General features: G+C 40.1%; 21 protein-coding genes. 7 read left to right on the plus strand and 14 right to left on the minus strand.

All coding sequences use genetic code 11. From position 1 onward, the window contains the following. Positions 1-5: 5 nt before the first annotated feature. Together rplT and rlmF are read left to right on the plus strand one after the other, a co-directional pair. A complete protein-coding gene (rplT, locus tag Q1R07_RS08290) occupies positions 6-350 on the plus strand; it encodes a 50S ribosomal protein L20 (RefSeq protein WP_300488514.1) in 345 nt (114 codons plus the stop codon). A gap of 134 nt (positions 351-484) precedes the next feature. Continuing rightward, positions 485-1,453 (plus strand): 23S rRNA (adenine(1618)-N(6))-methyltransferase RlmF, encoded by a 969-nt coding sequence (rlmF, locus tag Q1R07_RS08295; protein WP_300488459.1) that lies wholly within the window; start codon positions 485-487, stop codon positions 1,451-1,453. 15 nt (positions 1,454-1,468) lie between these two features. On the opposite strand, the gene Q1R07_RS08300 is transcribed toward rlmF, so the two are convergent. The 12 genes from Q1R07_RS08300 to Q1R07_RS08355 form a co-directional block, all read right to left on the minus strand. Further along, positions 1,469-2,380 carry a glutaminase gene (locus Q1R07_RS08300; protein ID WP_300488461.1) on the minus strand — a complete coding sequence of 304 codons (912 nt, stop codon included), beginning with the start codon at positions 2,378-2,380 and terminating at the stop codon, positions 1,469-1,471. A 51-nt stretch (positions 2,381-2,431) separates the two neighbouring features. Beyond that, positions 2,432-3,106, minus strand: coding sequence for a response regulator transcription factor (locus Q1R07_RS08305; protein WP_300488465.1), 675 nt, complete (start codon positions 3,104-3,106; stop codon positions 2,432-2,434). 5 nt (positions 3,107-3,111) lie between these two features. Next, a complete protein-coding gene (locus Q1R07_RS08310; RefSeq protein ID WP_300488468.1) occupies positions 3,112-3,909 on the minus strand; it encodes an ATP-binding protein in 798 nt (265 codons plus the stop codon). Beyond that, positions 3,902-4,537: a hypothetical protein gene (locus tag Q1R07_RS08315; RefSeq protein WP_300488471.1), complete on the minus strand. Its 636-nt coding sequence runs from the start codon at positions 4,535-4,537 to the stop codon at positions 3,902-3,904. Before Q1R07_RS08315 ends, Q1R07_RS08310 begins: the two co-directional genes overlap by 8 nt. A 12-nt stretch (positions 4,538-4,549) precedes the next feature. After that, positions 4,550-4,879: a hypothetical protein gene (locus tag Q1R07_RS08320; RefSeq protein WP_300488474.1), complete on the minus strand. Its 330-nt coding sequence runs from the start codon at positions 4,877-4,879 to the stop codon at positions 4,550-4,552. A gap of 234 nt (positions 4,880-5,113) precedes the next feature. Further along, positions 5,114-6,379: an asparagine synthetase B gene (locus Q1R07_RS08325; RefSeq protein WP_300488477.1), complete on the minus strand. Its 1,266-nt coding sequence runs from the start codon at positions 6,377-6,379 to the stop codon at positions 5,114-5,116. Between the two features lie 86 nt (positions 6,380-6,465). After that, the gene (dnaB, locus tag Q1R07_RS08330; protein WP_300488479.1) at positions 6,466-8,010 is read right to left on the minus strand and encodes a replicative DNA helicase; all 1,545 of its coding nucleotides are present in this window, start codon (positions 8,008-8,010) and stop codon (positions 6,466-6,468) included. Between the two features lie 143 nt (positions 8,011-8,153). Continuing rightward, entirely contained in the window at positions 8,154-9,107 is a 954-nt protein-coding gene (locus Q1R07_RS08335) for an acetyl-CoA carboxylase carboxyltransferase subunit alpha (protein ID WP_300488481.1), read from the minus strand. A gap of 71 nt (positions 9,108-9,178) precedes the next feature. After that, complete coding sequence (locus Q1R07_RS08340) at positions 9,179-10,066, minus strand: DMT family transporter (protein WP_300488484.1); 888 nt, start codon at positions 10,064-10,066, stop codon at positions 9,179-9,181. Further along, on the minus strand, positions 10,053-11,129 hold the full coding sequence (locus Q1R07_RS08345) for an LptF/LptG family permease (RefSeq protein WP_300488486.1): 1,077 nt from the start codon (positions 11,127-11,129) through the stop codon (positions 10,053-10,055). The genes Q1R07_RS08340 and Q1R07_RS08345 overlap by 14 nt, the downstream gene beginning before the upstream one ends. A gap of 33 nt (positions 11,130-11,162) precedes the next feature. Further along, positions 11,163-12,293 (minus strand): tRNA guanosine(34) transglycosylase Tgt, encoded by a 1,131-nt coding sequence (tgt, locus tag Q1R07_RS08350; RefSeq protein WP_300488489.1) that lies wholly within the window; start codon positions 12,291-12,293, stop codon positions 11,163-11,165. A 109-nt stretch (positions 12,294-12,402) separates the two neighbouring features. After that, the gene (locus Q1R07_RS08355) at positions 12,403-13,602 is read right to left on the minus strand and encodes an MFS transporter (RefSeq protein ID WP_300488492.1); all 1,200 of its coding nucleotides are present in this window, start codon (positions 13,600-13,602) and stop codon (positions 12,403-12,405) included. 173 nt (positions 13,603-13,775) lie between these two features. Between Q1R07_RS08355 and Q1R07_RS08360 the strand changes: the two genes are divergently transcribed. Continuing rightward, positions 13,776-14,624, plus strand: a complete 849-nt coding sequence (locus Q1R07_RS08360) for a transketolase (protein WP_300488495.1) — start codon at positions 13,776-13,778, stop codon at positions 14,622-14,624. Between the two features lie 41 nt (positions 14,625-14,665). After that, complete coding sequence (locus Q1R07_RS08365; RefSeq protein WP_300488498.1) at positions 14,666-15,619, plus strand: transketolase C-terminal domain-containing protein; 954 nt, start codon at positions 14,666-14,668, stop codon at positions 15,617-15,619. A 63-nt stretch (positions 15,620-15,682) separates the two neighbouring features. Here the strand turns inward: Q1R07_RS08365 and Q1R07_RS08370 are convergent, their stop codons facing one another. Next, positions 15,683-16,585 (minus strand): FKBP-type peptidylprolyl isomerase, encoded by a 903-nt coding sequence (locus Q1R07_RS08370; protein WP_300488501.1) that lies wholly within the window; start codon positions 16,583-16,585, stop codon positions 15,683-15,685. Positions 16,586-16,665: 80 nt separating this feature from the next. Here Q1R07_RS08370 and Q1R07_RS08375 point away from each other — a divergent pair, with 80 nt between their 5' ends. Genes Q1R07_RS08375 through Q1R07_RS08385 form a run of 3 tightly spaced genes read left to right on the plus strand, consistent with a single transcriptional unit; the run spans position 16,666 to position 18,148 of the window. Beyond that, positions 16,666-17,061, plus strand: coding sequence for an RNA-binding S4 domain-containing protein (locus tag Q1R07_RS08375; protein ID WP_136403208.1), 396 nt, complete (start codon positions 16,666-16,668; stop codon positions 17,059-17,061). Beyond that, positions 17,048-17,632, plus strand: a complete 585-nt coding sequence (locus Q1R07_RS08380; protein ID WP_300488505.1) for a methyltransferase domain-containing protein — start codon at positions 17,048-17,050, stop codon at positions 17,630-17,632. The genes Q1R07_RS08375 and Q1R07_RS08380 overlap by 14 nt, the downstream gene beginning before the upstream one ends. Positions 17,633-17,653: 21 nt before the next feature. Next, positions 17,654-18,148 (plus strand): phosphoribosyltransferase family protein, encoded by a 495-nt coding sequence (locus Q1R07_RS08385; protein ID WP_300488508.1) that lies wholly within the window; start codon positions 17,654-17,656, stop codon positions 18,146-18,148. Here the strand turns inward: Q1R07_RS08385 and Q1R07_RS08390 are convergent. Then, positions 18,140-18,658 (minus strand): shikimate kinase, encoded by a 519-nt coding sequence (locus Q1R07_RS08390; RefSeq protein ID WP_300488511.1) that lies wholly within the window; start codon positions 18,656-18,658, stop codon positions 18,140-18,142. The two genes, Q1R07_RS08385 and Q1R07_RS08390, sit on opposite strands and share 9 nt — an antisense overlap. Between the last annotated feature and the right edge of the window lie 189 nt (positions 18,659-18,847).

Raw genomic sequence — 18,847 nt, forward strand, 5'->3', positions numbered from 1 at the left:
TAGAAATGGCAAGATCAGTAAACTCAGTAGCTTCAAGAGCAAGAAGAAAAAGAATTTTGAAGCAAGCCAAAGGATTCTTTGGAAGACGTAAAAACGTTTGGACAGTAGCGAAAAACGCGGTTGAAAAAGCAATGCAATATGCTTACCGTGGAAGAAAGCAAAAAAAGAGAAATTTCCGTGCATTATGGATTATGCGTATTAACGCTGGTGCACGTTTACACGGAATGAGTTATTCTCAATTCATGGGTAAAATCAAAGCTAACAACATCGAATTGAACCGTAAAGTTCTTGCCGATTTAGCAATGAACCACCCTGAGGCTTTCGCAGCTATCGTAACTAAAATTAAATAAAAAACGTTTGTTAAACATATTTATCTTACTTATTACAAAGCCCATTCTTATGAATGGGTTTTTTGTTTTAGTGAACATCAGAAACATTTCGGTTTCTTTATAATTGTACTACCTTTGTCGCCTATTGTATTCAAATGAAAAAAGATATTTCTTCCGGCACTGCCAAAACCTTACATCCGCGTAACCAACACAACAGTCGTTACGATTTTGATTTCCTGATTTCGGTCTATCCCGAACTGGAAGCCTATACCACCACTACTCCGTTTGGTGATACGAGTATTGATTTTGCCAATCCCGATGCCGTTAGAATGCTTAATAAAAGTCTTTTAAAGGCCTATTACGCGATCGATTACTGGGAACTTCCCAAAACCAACCTTTGTCCTCCTATCCCGGGACGTGCCGATTATATCCATTATATCGCGGATATTTTAGCCGAAAACAATTCCGGAAAAATCCCAACCGGGAATACGGTACGTATCCTCGATATCGGAACCGGTGCCAGTTGTATTTATCCGATCATTGGTCATCAGGAATATGGATGGTCATTTATTGGGACAGAAGTAGACAAACCGGCTAAGAATACAGCCGAAACGATCGTTTTAAAAAATCCGAATCTTAAAAATGAGATTCGCCTTCGTTTACAACCCAGCAAGCGTCAGGTTTTTAAAAATATCATTGGTGAAACGGAACAATTCGATTTTACGATTTGCAATCCGCCATTCCACGATTCGAGAGAAGCGGCTACCAAAGGAACCGAACGAAAACTCAAAAACCTCGGAAAAAATACAGCCGGAAAACCAGTGCTTAACTTTAGCGGACAAAATAACGAATTATGGTGTGAAGGCGGCGAACGCGCGTTTATCACAAACATGATTTATGAAAGCGTACACTTCCAATCGCAATGCCTGTGGTTTTCGACTTTGGTTTCCAAAAATGAAAATCTAAAAGCGTTGTATTCCGTTTTAAAGAAAGTCAAAGCCGTAACAGTAAAGACTGTCAATATGGAACAGGGAAATAAAGTAACACGTATTCTGGTTTGGTCGTTTCAGGACGAAAACCGACAAAAAAATTGGAGCGCCGATCGATTCAACAGTTCGAAATAGAAGTATAATCCAGTTTTAAAAGATCGACATTCCGGTTTTGGTTGTGAGTAGCTCAAGCGCATTCATTCCCAATTCCGAATTTCCTTTTTCGTTTAATCGCGGACTCCAGGTTGTAACGGTAAAATTTTTAGGATATAATGCCGCAATACCACCACCGATTCCGCTTTTGCCGGGTAATCCTACTTTATAAGTAAACTCGCCGGATTCATCGTAAAAACCACACATCTGCATTAGCGCATTTAAACGTTTCGCCTGACTTTGTGTGAGCACCTGCTGACCGCTTTTGGTGATTCCGCCATTGGCAAAAAAGAAAAAAGCATGTGCCAGTTCTTTACAGCTCATTTCAATAGAACATTGAAAAAAGTAAAAATCCAGAACGGTATCTACATCGTTTTCGATATTACCAAACGATTTGATAAAATTCGCCAAGGCCACATTCCGAAATCCGGTTTGCTTTTCCGATTCGGCCACACTGCGATTAAAGTCTATATTCGGACTTCCGGACAAGGTTCGAACAAAATTCAGAAATTCATTTTTAGGATCTTTTAATTGCGATACCAACATATCGGCTACCACAATCGCTCCGGCATTAATAAACGGATTGCGCGGTATTCCTTTTTCGTATTCCAACTGAACAAGCGAATTAAACGGATTCCCGGAAGGTTCTACTCCTACCCGTTCCCACATCCGTTCGCCCAATAGCGAAAACGCCATGGCAACCGTTAGTGTTTTGGAAATACTCTGAATGGAGAATTTTTCGTCACTATTCCCAATACCAAAATCATCACCATTGAGTGTTGTAAGGTGCATTCCGAACTTATCGGGATCAATTTTAGCCAATTCGGGAATGGTTTCCGTAACAGTTCCGGTAACCGGTAATCGTTTTATTTGTTGGTATATTTCCTGAAGAATGGCCGTATAATTCATGCGTTCGCTTTAATTGAACCACAAAAATATGCTTTTTCCTAAAAACTGTCGTTATTGAAACGACAAACTATCGAGACTGACAATCTTGTTCTGGATGGCATAAACCACCAATCCGGCCACATTTTTAGAATCGGTCTTCAACAACAGATTGTTACGATGCCCTTCTACAGTTCTTGGACTAATAAACAATTTTTCGGCGATCTCGTTTGTATTCATCTGACCACAGATCAGTCGAAGAATTTCGATTTCCCGATTCGTCAGATAATCTTCATCCAGATTGGTTTTGGATTTTTTCTGTTCAAGAATCATGTTCTCATTCACTACCTGCATCACAAAATCGTTGTAGTAAAAACCTTTGTCCATCACCTCATTAATGGTAAACAGCATTTCGATTGGTGACGCATTTTTAACCAGATAGGATGCCGCACCAACCTGAACCATATTGGCAATAAACGGTTTGGAATCGTAACTGGTGAGCGCGATAATTTTGATTTGCGGATACCGGCGATGAATGAATTTGGTCGCTTCGACACCGTTTACCATAGGCATTTTAAGATCCATCAAAATAATATCGGGCAAACGTTGCTCGTTCAGATTTAGGTAATCAATCAGTTCCCCGCCATTGGACGCTTCAAAAAGTATTTCGAAGTTTTTTTCCCGTTGCAGGATAAAAGCTATTCCTTTTCGGAATAAGGCTTCATCGTCGACTAAAATAATTTTGATCATAGGTGCTAAAAATTTATTGTGACATGAATTCCCTTATTAATTTCGCTTTCTACGCGTAGTTCTCCTTCCAACATTGCAACCCGACTTTCGATATTTTTCATTCCCAAGCCAGCCAGTTTTTTAATATCGCTGGTATCAAAACCACTACCGTTATCGGAATAATTGCAATAAAAACCATTGTTATCCTTCGTAAAAACAATCGCAATCCGGGATGCTTTTCCATGCCGCAGTGAATTGTTGATCAATTCTTGTAAAATTCTAAAAATATGCAAGTGCTGTTCGACCGGAAGCGTATCAAAAGTCCGTTGTTTTGCATCGTTACTATATTCAATTTGTATGGCACCGCCACTACTTTGCTGACAAAGTTCGTCGATGGCCGCATGCAATCCGAATTTGTCTAATATTGGCGGTAATAAATTATGGGCGATCGTACGGGAACTTTCCAATACGACACCGGTGGTGGAAATAATATTTCCGGTTATTTCCTGTACTTCGGCAGGCGATAAATCGGCTGAAGTTAGCAAATGGCTGTTTAGCGTAATAATATTAAGCTTGGAACTGATATCGTCGTGCAAATCCTGAGCAATTCGCTCCCGTTCCTTTTCCTGTGTAAGAATGGTAGCCTGCAACAGTTTTTTCTGGTAATCGATTTCAAGATCTTTCTTTTCGAGTTCCTTCTGGATGATTTTTTTCCGGGAATAATACACAAAAAACAATACGGCGATAATCATCAGGACAAACGCGATAAACGTATAGATTACCGCACTGATTATTTCCATATCTTTTGGATTGAGATTATTCATAGACTTCGTTTTTTTTCAGGGAACGCTTTCGCCATTCGATAAAGATAAACAGTTGATAGATTACCACAAGAGTTGCATTTAACAACCAGACCACATTTCGGGATTCGAGTTGTAAGGTGTTGATCAGATTTCCGGAAAGAAACAACACCGTGCTTCCGAACAAATACACCAATATACCGGTATTGATATAGTAATAGCGCTTTTCCTTATTTAACAGGTTATAAAAATGAAACATCGAATAAATAATGATCAAATATGATGTAATAAAAATTTCGAACAGATTAAAGCGAAAAAACAGCTCTTTATCGGTTAGATATTGTATTCCGAGAACGCATAAACACGTCATTAAACAAGTTCGTACGATTCGTCGTTGCACTTTCTGCTCCAGAATTTCCAGATAAAAGAAACTTAAAAACACCATTTGCAGGATAAAATAGAAATGCGACAGGAACAAATTATGAATTCCGTTGTTTTTAAGCAAGCTGGTAAAAAACTGGATTATTGCGATAACCAGCAAATAAAGGGTAACTATTTTATAGGCTTTTTCTTCTTTCCGGTAATTTTTCAAATACAACAGCAGATTGATTCCCGAAAACAGATACCCTAAATAAATGATATAATTAATCAAAAGCAGCGTTTTTTATTCTCCACTGATAAAGGGAGCTTTTTTATTACACATACTTGGGCAAGGTTCTGAAAAATCATAAATATAAAAACCTTTGTTTTCATCGATCATATCATTACCATCGGCATCGACTCCAACGATCATTAGTTTTTCCACATGGTCTTCGTCGACTCCCAGATAGGCTCTTACATTGACAACGCCACATTCGCTCATTACCTCTGTAAAGTCAATTCCCGGGACTAAAAATGCCTTTAATTTATGGTGCCCTACATAGTCACCTTTTTTTTTCTTCCATCTGTCGGCCCACTCCTGAGCAGTGTCCAAAGTAATCGTATTTTTTGCCATATATAAGTGATTAAGTTCCGTGTAAAAATAATACTATTAATTTTTATTTTCAATGATTCCGTTAAAAATAATCGCAATTTATCACACTTTGTTATACAAAAGTAATCAAATCATAAATAAATAGTAAAAAATCAAACATTTAAGAAAAAAATGTTATACAAATTGTACAAAAAAAGCCTTCCGGTTTAGGAAGACTTTATATCGGTATATGCTAAAAGCAGACCTATCAAAAAGCTAGGTTTTTAGTTTTTTCTTTCTGGCCGCCGGAAATAATACATTATTTAAAATCAGGCGATAACCCGGAGAATTCGGATGCAAATCCAAAACCGTAGGCGCATCCCCTACGCGGTGCTCATAATCTTCCGGATCATGGCCACCGTAAAATGTAAACATTCCTTTTCCTCTTGTACCGTGAATGTAACGCGCTTCACCATTGGCCTTATTTTCACCCATCACCAACACGCTCGATTTAATTCGTTCACTATCGAAAGCGGTTGTTTGTCCCATAAAACCTTTGATCAATTGTGTATGATTCTGACACAACATACTTGGAATCGGGTCCCATTTGGCCGAATATTCCATCAGTGAAAAATAATCGTTATCCGGTAGTACTTTTCGTTTTCGTGACATATCGATATCCGAAAACTCATAAACCATCGGATTTCTTTCCAGGATAAAATCTTTAAAGGCAAAACTTTTATTATAATCGATTCGCGACTGATAATTAGCATCACTATCGTCGCCATCGAACATTGGTTCGCAAATATCCACACCTTCGGCCGACAAAGCGATATCGAAACTATCGGTTGCCGAACACATCGCAAACATAAAACCACCACCAATCACAAAATCGCGGATTTTATTGGCTACGGCCAGTTTTTCCTGTGAAACTTTACTAAAACCCAATTTCTTAGCCAGTGCTTCGGCGTCTCTTTTTTGTTCGATATACCAGGGTGCGTTGCGATAGGCTCCAAAAAATTTACCGTATTGTCCGGTAAAGTCCTCGTGATGTAAGTGTAACCAATCGTATAACAACAAAGCATCACTTAATACTTCTTCGTCATAAATGGCGGTAAACGGAATCTCGGCATAGGTCAGCACCAAGGTCACGGCATCGTCCCACGGTTGTTTTCCCTTTGGTGTATACACCGCTATTTTGGGTGCTTTTTCCAGCACTACGGTTTCCATATTCTGAGAAGGTGAACTGATATCTTCTAAAATACCATTGGTTTGCCCATCGGAAAGTACTTCAAAAGTAACCCCACGGATCTGGCATTCTTTTCGGATTTCCGACGCATCCGGCAATAAAAACGAACCGCCACGATAATTGAGTAACCAACTCACTTTATAGTGTTTGTCCAATGCCCAATACGTAATTCCGTAGGCTTTCAGATGATTTTGCTGTCCTTCGGCTTCCATCGGCAATAAAATAAAAGCCGCTTTTGCCGACAAAGAAACCAACATTAGTGCTATGATATATAGGGTATTTCGAAGACGCATTCCTGTATTTTTATTTTCAAAGATAAACTATTTCAAAAACAAAAGGGCATAAAAAAAGGCCTGCCAGAGCAGACCTTATACTATTTTTAGAACGGCACATCACTGTCGTCGTCGAAATTATTCATATTACTACCAAATGCTTCGTTGGCCGATGGCAGGTTTTTGGTGATAAATGCTGTTTCATCCATATTCATACGGGAAGGCAATTCGTCGAAAGGCGAGCTAAAGTCATCCAGATTGTCGAATTTACCGAGATTTCCGATAAACTTCAAACGGATATTATCCAATCCCCCGTTACGGTGTTTTGCAACGATAAACTCGGCCTGACCTTGTGTTGGTGAACGCTCTTCGTCGTCCCACTCGTCAATTTTATAATATTCCGGTCGGTAAATAAACGATACGATATCGGCATCCTGCTCGATCGCTCCGGACTCCCTTAAGTCGGAAAGTAACGGACGTTTACTGGCACCACGGGTTTCTACTGCACGCGATAACTGCGACAGGGCGATTACCGGTACATTTAACTCTTTTGCGAGGGCTTTTAAGTTTCGGGAAATCGTCGAAATCTCCTGTTCCCTGTTTCCGCCGCCTTTACCACCACCTCCGGCTGTCATTAACTGAAGGTAATCGATAACGATCATTTTAATTCCATATTGCGAAGCCAGACGTCTTGCCTTGGCCCTAAGGTCAAAAATGGAAAGTGATGGGGTATCATCAATATATAAAGGTGCTTTTTCGAGGTTCTTCACCTTGATGGAAAGCTGTTCCCATTCGTGTTTTTCAAGTTTACCGGTACGCAGTTTTTCGGACGATAAACCGGTTTCGGAAGAGATCAAACGGGTGATCAACTGTACGGATGACATCTCCAGAGAGAATAAAGCCACGGGCGCACCGGCATCGATAGCCATATTACGAGCCATCGAAAGTACGAAAGCTGTTTTACCCATACCCGGACGTGCTGCAATAATGATCAAATCCGATGGCTGCCAACCGGATGTTAGTTTATCCAGATCGTGAAACCCAGTTGGGATTCCACTTAATCCTTCTTTATTGGAAATTTCCTCGATTCGTTTTTTCGCCTGAATTACCAAACTCTGCGCCGTTTCGGAACTACGTTTGATATTTCCCTGTGTTACTTCATACAGTTTTGACTCGGCTTTGTCCAGCAAATCGAATACATCGGTCGTTTCGTCGTAACTTTCTTCGATAATCTCATTTGAGATTTTGATCAGACTTCGCTGGATATATTTTTGCAGAATAATACGCGAGTGAAATTCAATGTGTGCCGAAGATGAAATTTTCTGGGTTAACTGAATCAGGTAGAAATCACCACCGGATAACTCCAGTTTGGCGTTTTTCTTTAACTGCGCTGATACCGTTAATAAGTCAATCGGCTGTGTGTCGTTAAAAAGTTCAACAATCGCTTCAAAGATGTATTTGTGTGCATCTTTATAAAAAGCATCGGGTTGAAGGATGTCAATAACCTCATCCACACCTTTTTTATCGATCATCATCGCGCCCAAAACCGCTTCTTCCAGGTCTAATGCCTGAGGTGGCAATTTTCCTTTTTCAAGGTTAATGATGGTTGTTTTGTCAACGCGAATAGGATTTATGTTTTTGAGGTTTTCCATACTGCTAAGGTAGCCATTTTTTAGGTAATACTAATTTGAATTGTGAGCAATGAATGTTTATAACCCATCTAAAAATGTTGATAAGCCAAAAAAAAATCCGAAGTTGTAAGACTTCGGATGATTGTATTTGTAAGTAATTGAATTTATTCTTTGAACTCACCCATTTTGCTGTATTTATCCATACGCTGTTCAATCAATTCTTCTGTTGATAAGTCTTTTAACTCATTATATCCTTTCAGGATATATTGTTCAACGGTTTTGAAAGTTGTATCACGGTCGTAATGTGCGCCGCCAAGCGGTTCCGGGATAATATCGTCGATAAGTTTTTGTTTTTTCATATCATACGATGTCAGTTTTAATGCTTCAGCAGCCTGCTCTTTGTATTCCCAGCTTCTCCATAGGATAGACGAACAGGATTCCGGAGAGATAACCGAGTACCAGGTGTTTTCCAACATGTATACTTTATCACCCACACCAATTCCCAAAGCACCACCGGAAGCACCTTCACCAACAATAACGGTGATGATTGGCACTTTAAGACGGATCATTTCGAAAATATTTCTGGCAATGGCTTCCCCTTGTCCTCTTTCTTCCGCTTCCAATCCTGGGTATGCACCCGGAGTATCCACTAAGGTAACCACAGGGATTCCGAACTTCTCAGCCATTTTCATCAAACGAAGCGCTTTACGATATCCTTCCGGATTGGCCATACCGAAGTTACGGTATTGTCTGGTTTTGGTATTGTATCCTTTTTGTTGTCCGACAATCATAAACGACTGACCACCGATTTTACCCAAACCACCGATCATCGCTTTATCGTCTTTTACTCCTCTGTCTCCGAAAAGTTCCAGAAAAGTGTCCCCACAAAGGGCTCTAACGTGATCCATAGTATAAGGTCTGCTTGGATGTCTGGACAACTGAACGCGTTGCCATGCCGTTAGATTTTTATAGATATTCCTTTTGGTTTCTTCTAATTTTTTCTCGATTTGCTTGCAAGTATTTGATACGTCAACATCCGATTCAAGGCCGATGATCTGGCATTTATCCAGTTGATCTTCAAGTTCTTTAATAGGAAGTTCAAAATCTAAATATTCCATTTTTTTATACCTTTTTGGGTTTAGTTTGCCTACAAAGATAAATTATCATTTTATATTGTAGTAACAATTTATTAATTTGTTTTTATTTTTTTATAGTTCTTGGCTACGCCGTTCAGGATTACTGTAAGCAGGATTATAGCTGCTCCGACATAAAACGACGGGCTCATTTTTTCTTTATCCTGAAAGACCAGAACCGCCAGGATTATCCCGTAAATCGGTTCCAGATTGATCGTTAACATCACCGTATACGGACTCAGGTATTTCATCACTTTTACCGAAGCCAGAAAGGCATAGGCCGTACAGATCGATCCCAATACCAAAAGCCAGATACAATCGGATAACGACAGTGAAAAAAACGACGGTGTAAAATAACCGCTAAACAACATATAGAGGGTTAAAAATCCAACGCCGCCTAACAATTCGTAAAACGTAATCACGGAGGCTTCGTGTTTTTGGGCGAATTTTCCGTTGATCACTGAAAATAATGCCGATAAAAAAGCGGATGTCAATGCCAGCATAATCCCCTGTACATGGTCGCCTTCGACATTAAAGATAATCCCCAGTCCAACAATTACGATAAGACCGAACAATACCTCATACCAGATCATTTTCCGACCGTAGAAGATCGGTTCCAGAAAGGAGGCAAAAAAGGCACCTGTGGATAAGCAAGCCAGCGTTACAGAGATATTGGAGACTTTAATCGCCATAAAAAATGTAAGCCAGTGCAAGGCAATAACGAGTCCGCCGAGCAGAAAACCCGCCAGTATTTTTCCCGAGGCTCCGATAGGTCTTTTCCGAACCAGCAAAAACAGGAAAACCAGTAGCAAAGCGACCATCATCCGATACCATACCAATGGTAGCGCATCCAATGAAATCAGTCCGCCTAAAATAGCAGTGAATCCCCAAATAAAAACAATTAAATGGAGATGTAGGTAACTTTTAATATTATCGTTTGGCATTTCTGAGGAGATAAATAGCTAAGATTCCGAATACGACATTGGAAAACCATACGGCTACCAACGGCGGCACGCTGGATTTTTCGGCCAGTGTCGCAAAAATCTTATCGAAGAAAATAAAGGTAAAGGCAATTGCAATACCCAATGCCAGGTTCACTCCCATTCCGCCTCTTCTTTTCATCGAAGAAACAGAAACGGCAATAATCGTAAGGATAAAAGCCGAAACCGGGATACTGTATTTTTTATATTTTACGACCAAATAGGTGTTAATATTGGGCGACCCGCGTTGTTTTTCTTTTTCGATAAAACGGTTTAACTCGCCCAGATTCATGGTTTCGGCCACATATACTACCGGAGTAAGATCCTCCAGGTCGAAGTCCATTTTCATTTCCTTATGATCGCGCTTTTCGAGTATATCATTCAGCTCTCCTATAGTTCGTTTGGAATAATTATACAAGGTATACGTACTGTCCTTCGGATTCCATTTAATCCGACTGGCATTAATTTTATACTCCAATTGATTTCCTTTGAATTTCTCCAGCGTAAAGTTGAAAGCCACCTTTGATTCGTAATTAAAATTACTCACATAGATAAACTCATTTTTACTGATTTGCCGGTAAACGTCCTGGTTTTCCCTGACGGTAGGACTATTGGAGAGATAATTGTAACGAAAATCATTAAATCCCTGACTGGCTTTAGGCACCAGAAAGAAGCCCATTACGAGCGAAAACAACGATACAAGGGTTGCTCCGATAATATAAGGTCGCAAAAAGCGGGTAAAGGAAATTCCCGAACTTAAAATGGCTATAATTTCGGTATTATTGGCCAGTTTGGACGTAAACCAGATTACCGATAAAAACAGGAATATCGGAAAAAGCAGGTTGGCAAAATATATTGTAAAGTCGTAATAGTATTTTAAAATCGCTGTTAGCGGAACTTTGTTCGCCAGCATTTTATTGATCTTTTCGGAAACGTCGATTACAATCCCGATCGGGATAAACATCAATAACATTACCGAAAATGTTACCAGATAACGTTTTAAAATATATTTGTCAATTATTCTCATCCGGGTTATCGAAAATTAAAGTTGTCGTTCGGATTATAAACGTTGGCTCATTTGTTTTACCATTTTTTCTTTCCACTGATAGAAATCACCGGCTAAGATATGTTTTCTGGCTTCGCGTACCAACCACATATAGAAACCAAGGTTGTGAATGGTCGCAATCTGTTTCCCTAAATATTCGTTAGCGGCAAACAAATGGCGTAAATAGGCTTTTGAATATTCCGTATCTACAAAGGTGATTCCCATTTCATCGATTGGAGAGAAATCGGCTTCCCATTTTTTGTTTTTGATATTGATGGAACCGTTAGCCGTAAACAGCATTCCGTTACGGGCATTACGGGTTGGCATCACACAGTCGAACATATCGATTCCCAGTGCGATATTTTCCAAGATATTAATTGGAGTTCCAACACCCATCAGGTAACGCGGTTTGTCTTCCGGCAAAATAGCCGTTACGACTTCGGTCATGGCATACATTTCTTCTGCCGGTTCTCCAACAGAAAGTCCGCCGATGGCATTTCCTTGTGCGCCAACACTGGCGATATATTCTGCCGACTGCTGGCGTAAATCTTTATACGTACTTCCCTGAACAATCGGGAAAAATGTTTGTTCGTAGCCGTATTTAAACGGTAATTTATCCAAATGTGCAATACAACGATCCAACCAACGGTGGGTCATATGCATCGAACGTTTGGCATAACGGTAATCGCACGGATACGGCGTACATTCATCAAAAGCCATGATGATGTCGGCACCAATTGTACGTTGGATTTCCATTACATTTTCGGGTGAAAAGAAGTGATACGAACCATCGATATGCGATTTGAACTTCACTCCTTCTTCTTTGATTTTACGATTGGAAGAAAGCGAATACACCTGATAACCGCCACTATCCGTAAGAATATTGCGATCCCAGTTCATGAATTTATGCAAACCGCCGGCTTTTTCAAGAATTTCCGTTTGCGGGCGCAGGTATAAATGATAGGTATTTCCTAAAATAATATCGGGATTAATATCGTTTTTCAATTCACGCTGGTGTACTCCTTTTACGGAAGCCACCGTTCCTACTGGCATAAATATTGGTGTTTCAATTACACCGTGATCGGTAGTTATACTTCCCGCTCTTGCTTTGGACAACGGGTCTTTCTGTACTAAATCGAACTTCATAATTACTTTTTACAATCGGCAAAGATAATCGAATTCGACAATTGAACAGGAGGTTACTTAGAAAATATTAACGATTATTTCATCTGCCATCCGGCGTACTACTACTGTTTTATTCCATTTTTTTCATCACAACATAAAAGCCTATAGCCGTAAGAATCGTTATCCCTCCGGTTACCAGCCAAAGCGTATCAAATCCATGCGCCGACGCCAGACGTGTTCCGCAATAGGGTGAAACGATATGCGCCACCGCATAGGCCAAGGCTCCAAATCCCATATAGGCACCGCGGTTTGAGACTCCGGAACGTTGTACCGTTACGGTAGCCACAAAAGGCATGACCAATATTTCCGAAATACACAAAACAAACATGGAAATATATAGCAATGTAAATTTACCCGGTAACACCAGCATCGAAAAAGACAATCCACATAAAAGGGTTCCCATGATGATCACCTGAGCCGATGTCATTTTTCGTTCGGCTAAATGTACCAATAACATTTCCAACGCAAAAACCACTATACCACTATAAGCCAGTAACATTCCGATATCGGCTTCCGTTAATTTATGGATTTCTTTATAAAACAACGGCAACGTACTGAGCAACTGAAAGAAACAAATCGCATATAAGGCCGTTAATATATTAAACAAAATAAACGGCTTGTCTTTATAAGGTGAGATCTCCTTTTCGGTATCATGTGCTTCTTTTTTGAGTACGTTTTCATTCCCTTTTCGGTTTCGGAAATAGAAGAAAAACAAGGTTCCCGCTACAATCGCACCGATAGCATTTCCGTAGAAAAGCCAGTCGTAGGAAATAAGCGCCAACAATCCTCCGAGTGCCGGACCAATGGAAAAGCCCAAATTTATCGCCATTCGGTTTAACGAAAAAGCGCGGGTAATATTTTCCGGTTTGGCATAATAGGCCACCGAAACGGAATTTGCCGGACGAAAAGAATCGGTAATCACACTTAAAATAAAAATCCCAACCGCCAGTGTTTCCACTGTTTTAAAAAACGGTAAGATACAAAACATCGGAACCGACAACAACAAACTGGTTGTTTGCACTTTAAAATGTCCGATTTTGTCAGTTAACCAACCGCCCAACCACGATCCGGTAACGGCGCCTAACCCAAAACAACTTAAAACCGTTCCGGCTTCTTTCATCGAAAAATGCAAGGCCTGCGTCATATAAATACCCAGAAAAGGCAGCACCATAGCACCACTTCTGTTGATAAAAATAACCAAAGCCAGCATCCAGGCCGGACGCGACAATCCCCGGTACGAATCCAGATAGATCGTTAAAAATCGTTTCATTTTGTTGACAGGAAATAGAATATTAAAAAGAGTTACTAAAAGTACTACATTTCGTTCAGACTGCGCATCACTATTCCCTATTTATTATTAGTCTACATTTATAAAGAGAAAAAGAGTTTGGTACATCTTTAAAATAAAGCTATTTTTGCCATAGTATAACTTTTACATAAAAAATGAAGCCTAACACTCAACAATTAAACGACTTAACAATTCAGGTTAGAAGAGATATCCTTCGTATGGTTCATGCTGTAAATTCAGGTCACCCGGGAGGTTCTCTTGGATGTACGGAATTCCTTGTAACCTTATACCAACACCTAATGGACCGCAAAGAAGGTTTTGATATGGATGGTATTGGAGAAGATTTGTTCTTCCTTTCTAACGGACATATTTCACCTGTATTTTACAGCGTATTGGCGCGAAGCGGTTATTTTCCGGTATCGGAACTGGCTACTTTCCGTCTAATCAATTCCCGTTTACAGGGACACCCAACGACACATGAAGGACTACCGGGTATTCGCGTAGCATCCGGATCGTTAGGACAGGGAATGTCGGTAGCTATTGGTGCTGCCTTAACCAAAAAATTAAACGGAGACAATCATATTGTTTATAGTTTACACGGTGACGGTGAATTACAGGAAGGTCAGATCTGGGAAGCTGCAATGTATGCTTCCGCTAAAAAAGTAGACAACTATATTGCTACTGTCGACCTTAACGGAAAACAAATTGACGGTACTACCGAAGAAGTTTTATCATTAGGTGATTTGAATGCTAAGTTCACTGCTTTTGGATGGGATGTTTTGGAAATTAAAGACGGAAATAACATCGAAGCGATCATTTCAGGAATGACAGAAGCCAAATCGAGAACCGGAAAAGGAAAACCGGTTTGTGTATTACTACACACCGAAATGGGTAACGGCGTTGATTTTATGATGCATACGCACGCTTGGCACGGAAAAGCGCCTAACGATGCGCAACTGGAAAGCGCATTGGCACAGAACCCTGAAACTTTAGGCGATTATTAAGCCGCCGTTCCGTTACACCCTTATTTAATTTAAAGTCGACAATGAAAAAATATACCAACACAGGAAATAAAGACACCCGTTCCGGTTTCGGAGCTGGATTAACCGAATTAGGACAAAAGAATGAAAATGTAGTTGCTCTTTGCGCCGATTTGATCGGATCGTTAAAGATGGATGATTTTAAAAAGAACCATCCGGAGCGTTTCTTCCAGATCGGAATTGCCGAAGCAAACATGATTGGAATCGCAGCAGGAATGACTATTGGTGGTAAGATTCCATTTACCGGAACTTTTGCCAATTTCTCTACCGGAAGAGTTTACGATCAGATTCGTCAATCGGTTGCCTATTCGGATAAAAACGTAAAAATCTGTGCTTCGCACGCTGGTTTAACGTTAGGAGAAGACGGTGCTACTCACCAAATCCTGGAAGACATCGGTTTGATGAAAATGTTACCGGGAATGACGGTAATCAACACTTGCGATTACAACCAGACGAAAGCAGCCACTTTAGCTATTGCCGATCATCACGGTCCGGTATATTTGCGTTTTGGCCGTCCGTCGGTTCCAAACTTCACACCTGAAAACGGAACTTTCGAAATTGGAAAAGCCGTTTTATTAAACGAAGGTACCGATGTAACCATTATTGCTACCGGACATTTAGTATGGGAAGCGTTAATTGCTGCCGAAGCTTTGGAAGCAAAAGGCATCAGTGCTGAAGTAATCAACATTCACACGATTAAGCCACTGGATGAAGAAGCAATTCTAAAATCGGTTGCTAAAACCGGATGTGTCGTAACAGCCGAAGAGCATAATATGCTTGGTGGTTTAGGCGAAAGCGTTGCCCGTACCCTATCGTTACACAACCCTGCGCCACAGGAATATGTTGCCGTTCAGGATAGTTTTGGCGAAAGCGGAACACCAGATCAGTTAATGGAAAAATACAAGCTAAACAACGAAGCGATCACAGCGGCCGCTGAAAAAGTTGTAAAGCGAAAATAATAATGCCAATCAAGCATAAAAAAACCTCCGTAAATACGGAGGTTTTTTTATGACTTCTATTTATTAATGACAGCTTGGGTCTAAATGTTTCTTTTTACCGTTCCCGTTTTCACCACAGGTTGGAATCTGATCATAAGCATATTGTGCTCCTGTTGTTGATCCCGGTATACGGATTTCGTCTTTTGTTAAAACACCATCGTTATCATCATCGATATCAAAAACATCGGCTACACCATCACCATCCGTATCGATTAAGGCTCCATTAGCATCAAAACCGTATTCGTATCGCGACAATACACCATCACCATCCTGATCCAGGAACTGGATATCGAACAACTTAAACGTAAACACCAATGGTGAATATTCCGGAATACTTCCCACATAACTGGAATAATAACCTAAACCGGAAGGCAGGAATATCACACCGGCTCCGTAATCTTTGTAACCTAAGGTCCCATCCGGATTTTCAACAGCTACACCTCTTTTAAATTCCGGAAAAGTATATTCCCATCCTTTAATAGCACCAAGAAGACTAATTTCGGTTGCATTAGGCGCATAGTCAAACTGACCATCCGTTAGCAATAAGCCTCGGTAAGAAGTATATACTTTATCAATACCGCAAGGTGCATCACCCGTACCTGCTGCAAGTTTCAGATAATATACCTTATATTCTATATTATGTAGTTTTACAATTTTAGATTGCAATGGATAGGTCGTCTGATCCCAAATCGAAACCTGTGAACCGCCATCAGGAATAGCAGTGATCGTTGTTTCATCCACATCACCATTCGCATTATGAGTTACCACAATATAGTGTGTTTTCAAATAATTTTCAATAGCGACGATATCGGAAGCATATTGTTGACCGTAATCCCGGATTTCAACAGTGGAACCAGCTTTATCATCACAAGCAAAAAGAGTTGCCATTAGTAATGCGCTTCCCACTATCTTAAAGAATCTATTCATTATTAATAAAATTTAACGGTGCAAGATACAATTTTCCTTTATTTTTGTTTTAATATTAACATCGAATTTTGAATTTTCATATGAGAGTGGATAAATATTTGTGGTGTGTCCGCTACTACAAAACACGAAACATTGCTACTGAGGCATGTAAAAAAGGACATATCACCGTAAATGGGCAGGCTGCCAAACCTTCACGTGAAGTTTTTCCTACCGACAAAATTACCTTACGCAGAGATCAGATTAACTATATTTTAACCGTTTTGGATATTCCGGACAACCGGGTTGGCGCCAAACTGGTCGATATTTACCGTAAAGACGAGACACCGGCAGAAGCTTTTGAACATCTGGAATTACTCCGACTTTCCAAAGAGCACTATAGAGCCAAAGGTACCGGAAGACCTACTAAAAAAGACCGCCGGGATATTGACGATTATACCGACGAACCTTCTATTGATTTTGAAGATGACAACATTTAACAAAGACTATTGGGAAAATCGTTACCAAAACGACGAAGCACCCTGGGACACCGGTTCGGTAACCGCTCCGATGAAATCCTATATTGATCAAATAACAAATAAAAACCTGAAGATCTTAATTCCGGGTGCCGGTAATGCCCATGAGCTGGATTATCTTTTTTCGCAGGGTTTTCATAATGTATATGTGATTGATCTGGCGCCGACACCATTAGAGAACATTAAATTGCGAAATCCCGCTTTCCCGGATGCGCAATTAATTCAGGGAGATTTTTTCGAATTGCAGCACACTTTTGATCTCGTATTGGAACAAACCTTTTTCTGCGCTTTGTCGCCGGAATTACGCCCCAAATATGCATCCAAGATGCACAACATTCTAAATCCGGGTGGCAAAATAGCCGGTTTATTATTTGACTTTCCGCTAACCGAAGTCGGACCTCCGTTTGGCGGAAGTGAAACCGAATACCGTAAGCTATTTTCGGATACTTTTGTAATTAAAACACTGGAACGCGCGCACAATTCGATAAAACCGAGACAGGATCGGGAACTGTTTTTTATCTTTGAAAAAAAATAACACAACAACAACACAACAGCCATGAAGAATATCATTCTGACACAACAGGAAATCAATCATAAAACCAAGCGAATCGCTTATCAGATCTACGAAACCTTTGCCGACGAACAAGAGGTGGTTTTGGCCGGAATTGCCGCCAACGGTTATATTTTTGCTCAGAAAATAGCCCGCGAACTAAAGCAGATTTCCGATCTTAACATTGTACTGTGTGAGGTTAAAATTAACAAAACACAACCGCAGCAAGCCATTCAGACTTCGTTAACTCCGGAAGAATATACCAACAAAAACCTGGTATTGATCGACGATGTACTAAACTCCGGCACCACTTTGATCTACGGTGTAAAGCATTTCCTTGACGTACCGTTAAAGAAATTCAAAACTGCGGTACTGGTCGACCGAAATCACAAAAAATACCCGGTAAAAGCCGATTTTAAAGGATTATCCTTATCTACTTCCCTATTGGAACACATACAAGTCGTTTTCGAAGAGTCGGAAGAATATGCTTATTTAAGCTAAAAGCCCTTTTATCTCATTTACAATAGCGTCAGGATTTTTACCATCGACCGATACGACATGTTTCGCCTGATGGTAAAAATAACTCCTGTCGAAAAGGTGCTTAGCAATAAACTCCTCAACTTCTTCATCATTTAATCCGGCTAATAACGGTCGGTTGTGGCGTTCATTTTCCAAACGCGCCAGCAGCTCTTTTATGGAAGCTTTCAGATAAACCGATGTGATTCCATCCAATTTTAGAAACTCGTGATTATTCGCATAACAGGGAGCACCTCCCCCAAGGCTTAATATATAACTATCATTCTCGGCGATAAACGATTTCAATTTTTCGTGTTCCAGCTTACGAAATTTGATTTCTCCGGATTCGGAAAACAATTCCGTGATGGTCTTCTGAGTCGCTTCTTCAATAATCTGATCCAGATCGAAAGCCGGAATCGAAGTCTTTTGAGACAATAATTCCCCAATTGTTGACTTCCCCGAGCCCATATAACCTATAAGAATAATTTTATGCATAATAATAAATGTCTCGTTAACAGAAACTTAAAAACAGGCTTTAAAAAAAACACAAATTTAAACCAAAAAAGTCTTGTATAATAAAAAATAGGCCTTATATTTGCACCCGCAATCAGGAAATGATTACAGACTCGGTAGCTCAGCTGGTAGAGCACATCACTTTTAATGATGGGGTCCTGGGTTCGAATC

The organism is Flavobacterium sp., assembly GCF_030146175.1.
Taxonomy (GTDB): domain Bacteria; phylum Bacteroidota; class Bacteroidia; order Flavobacteriales; family Flavobacteriaceae; genus Flavobacterium.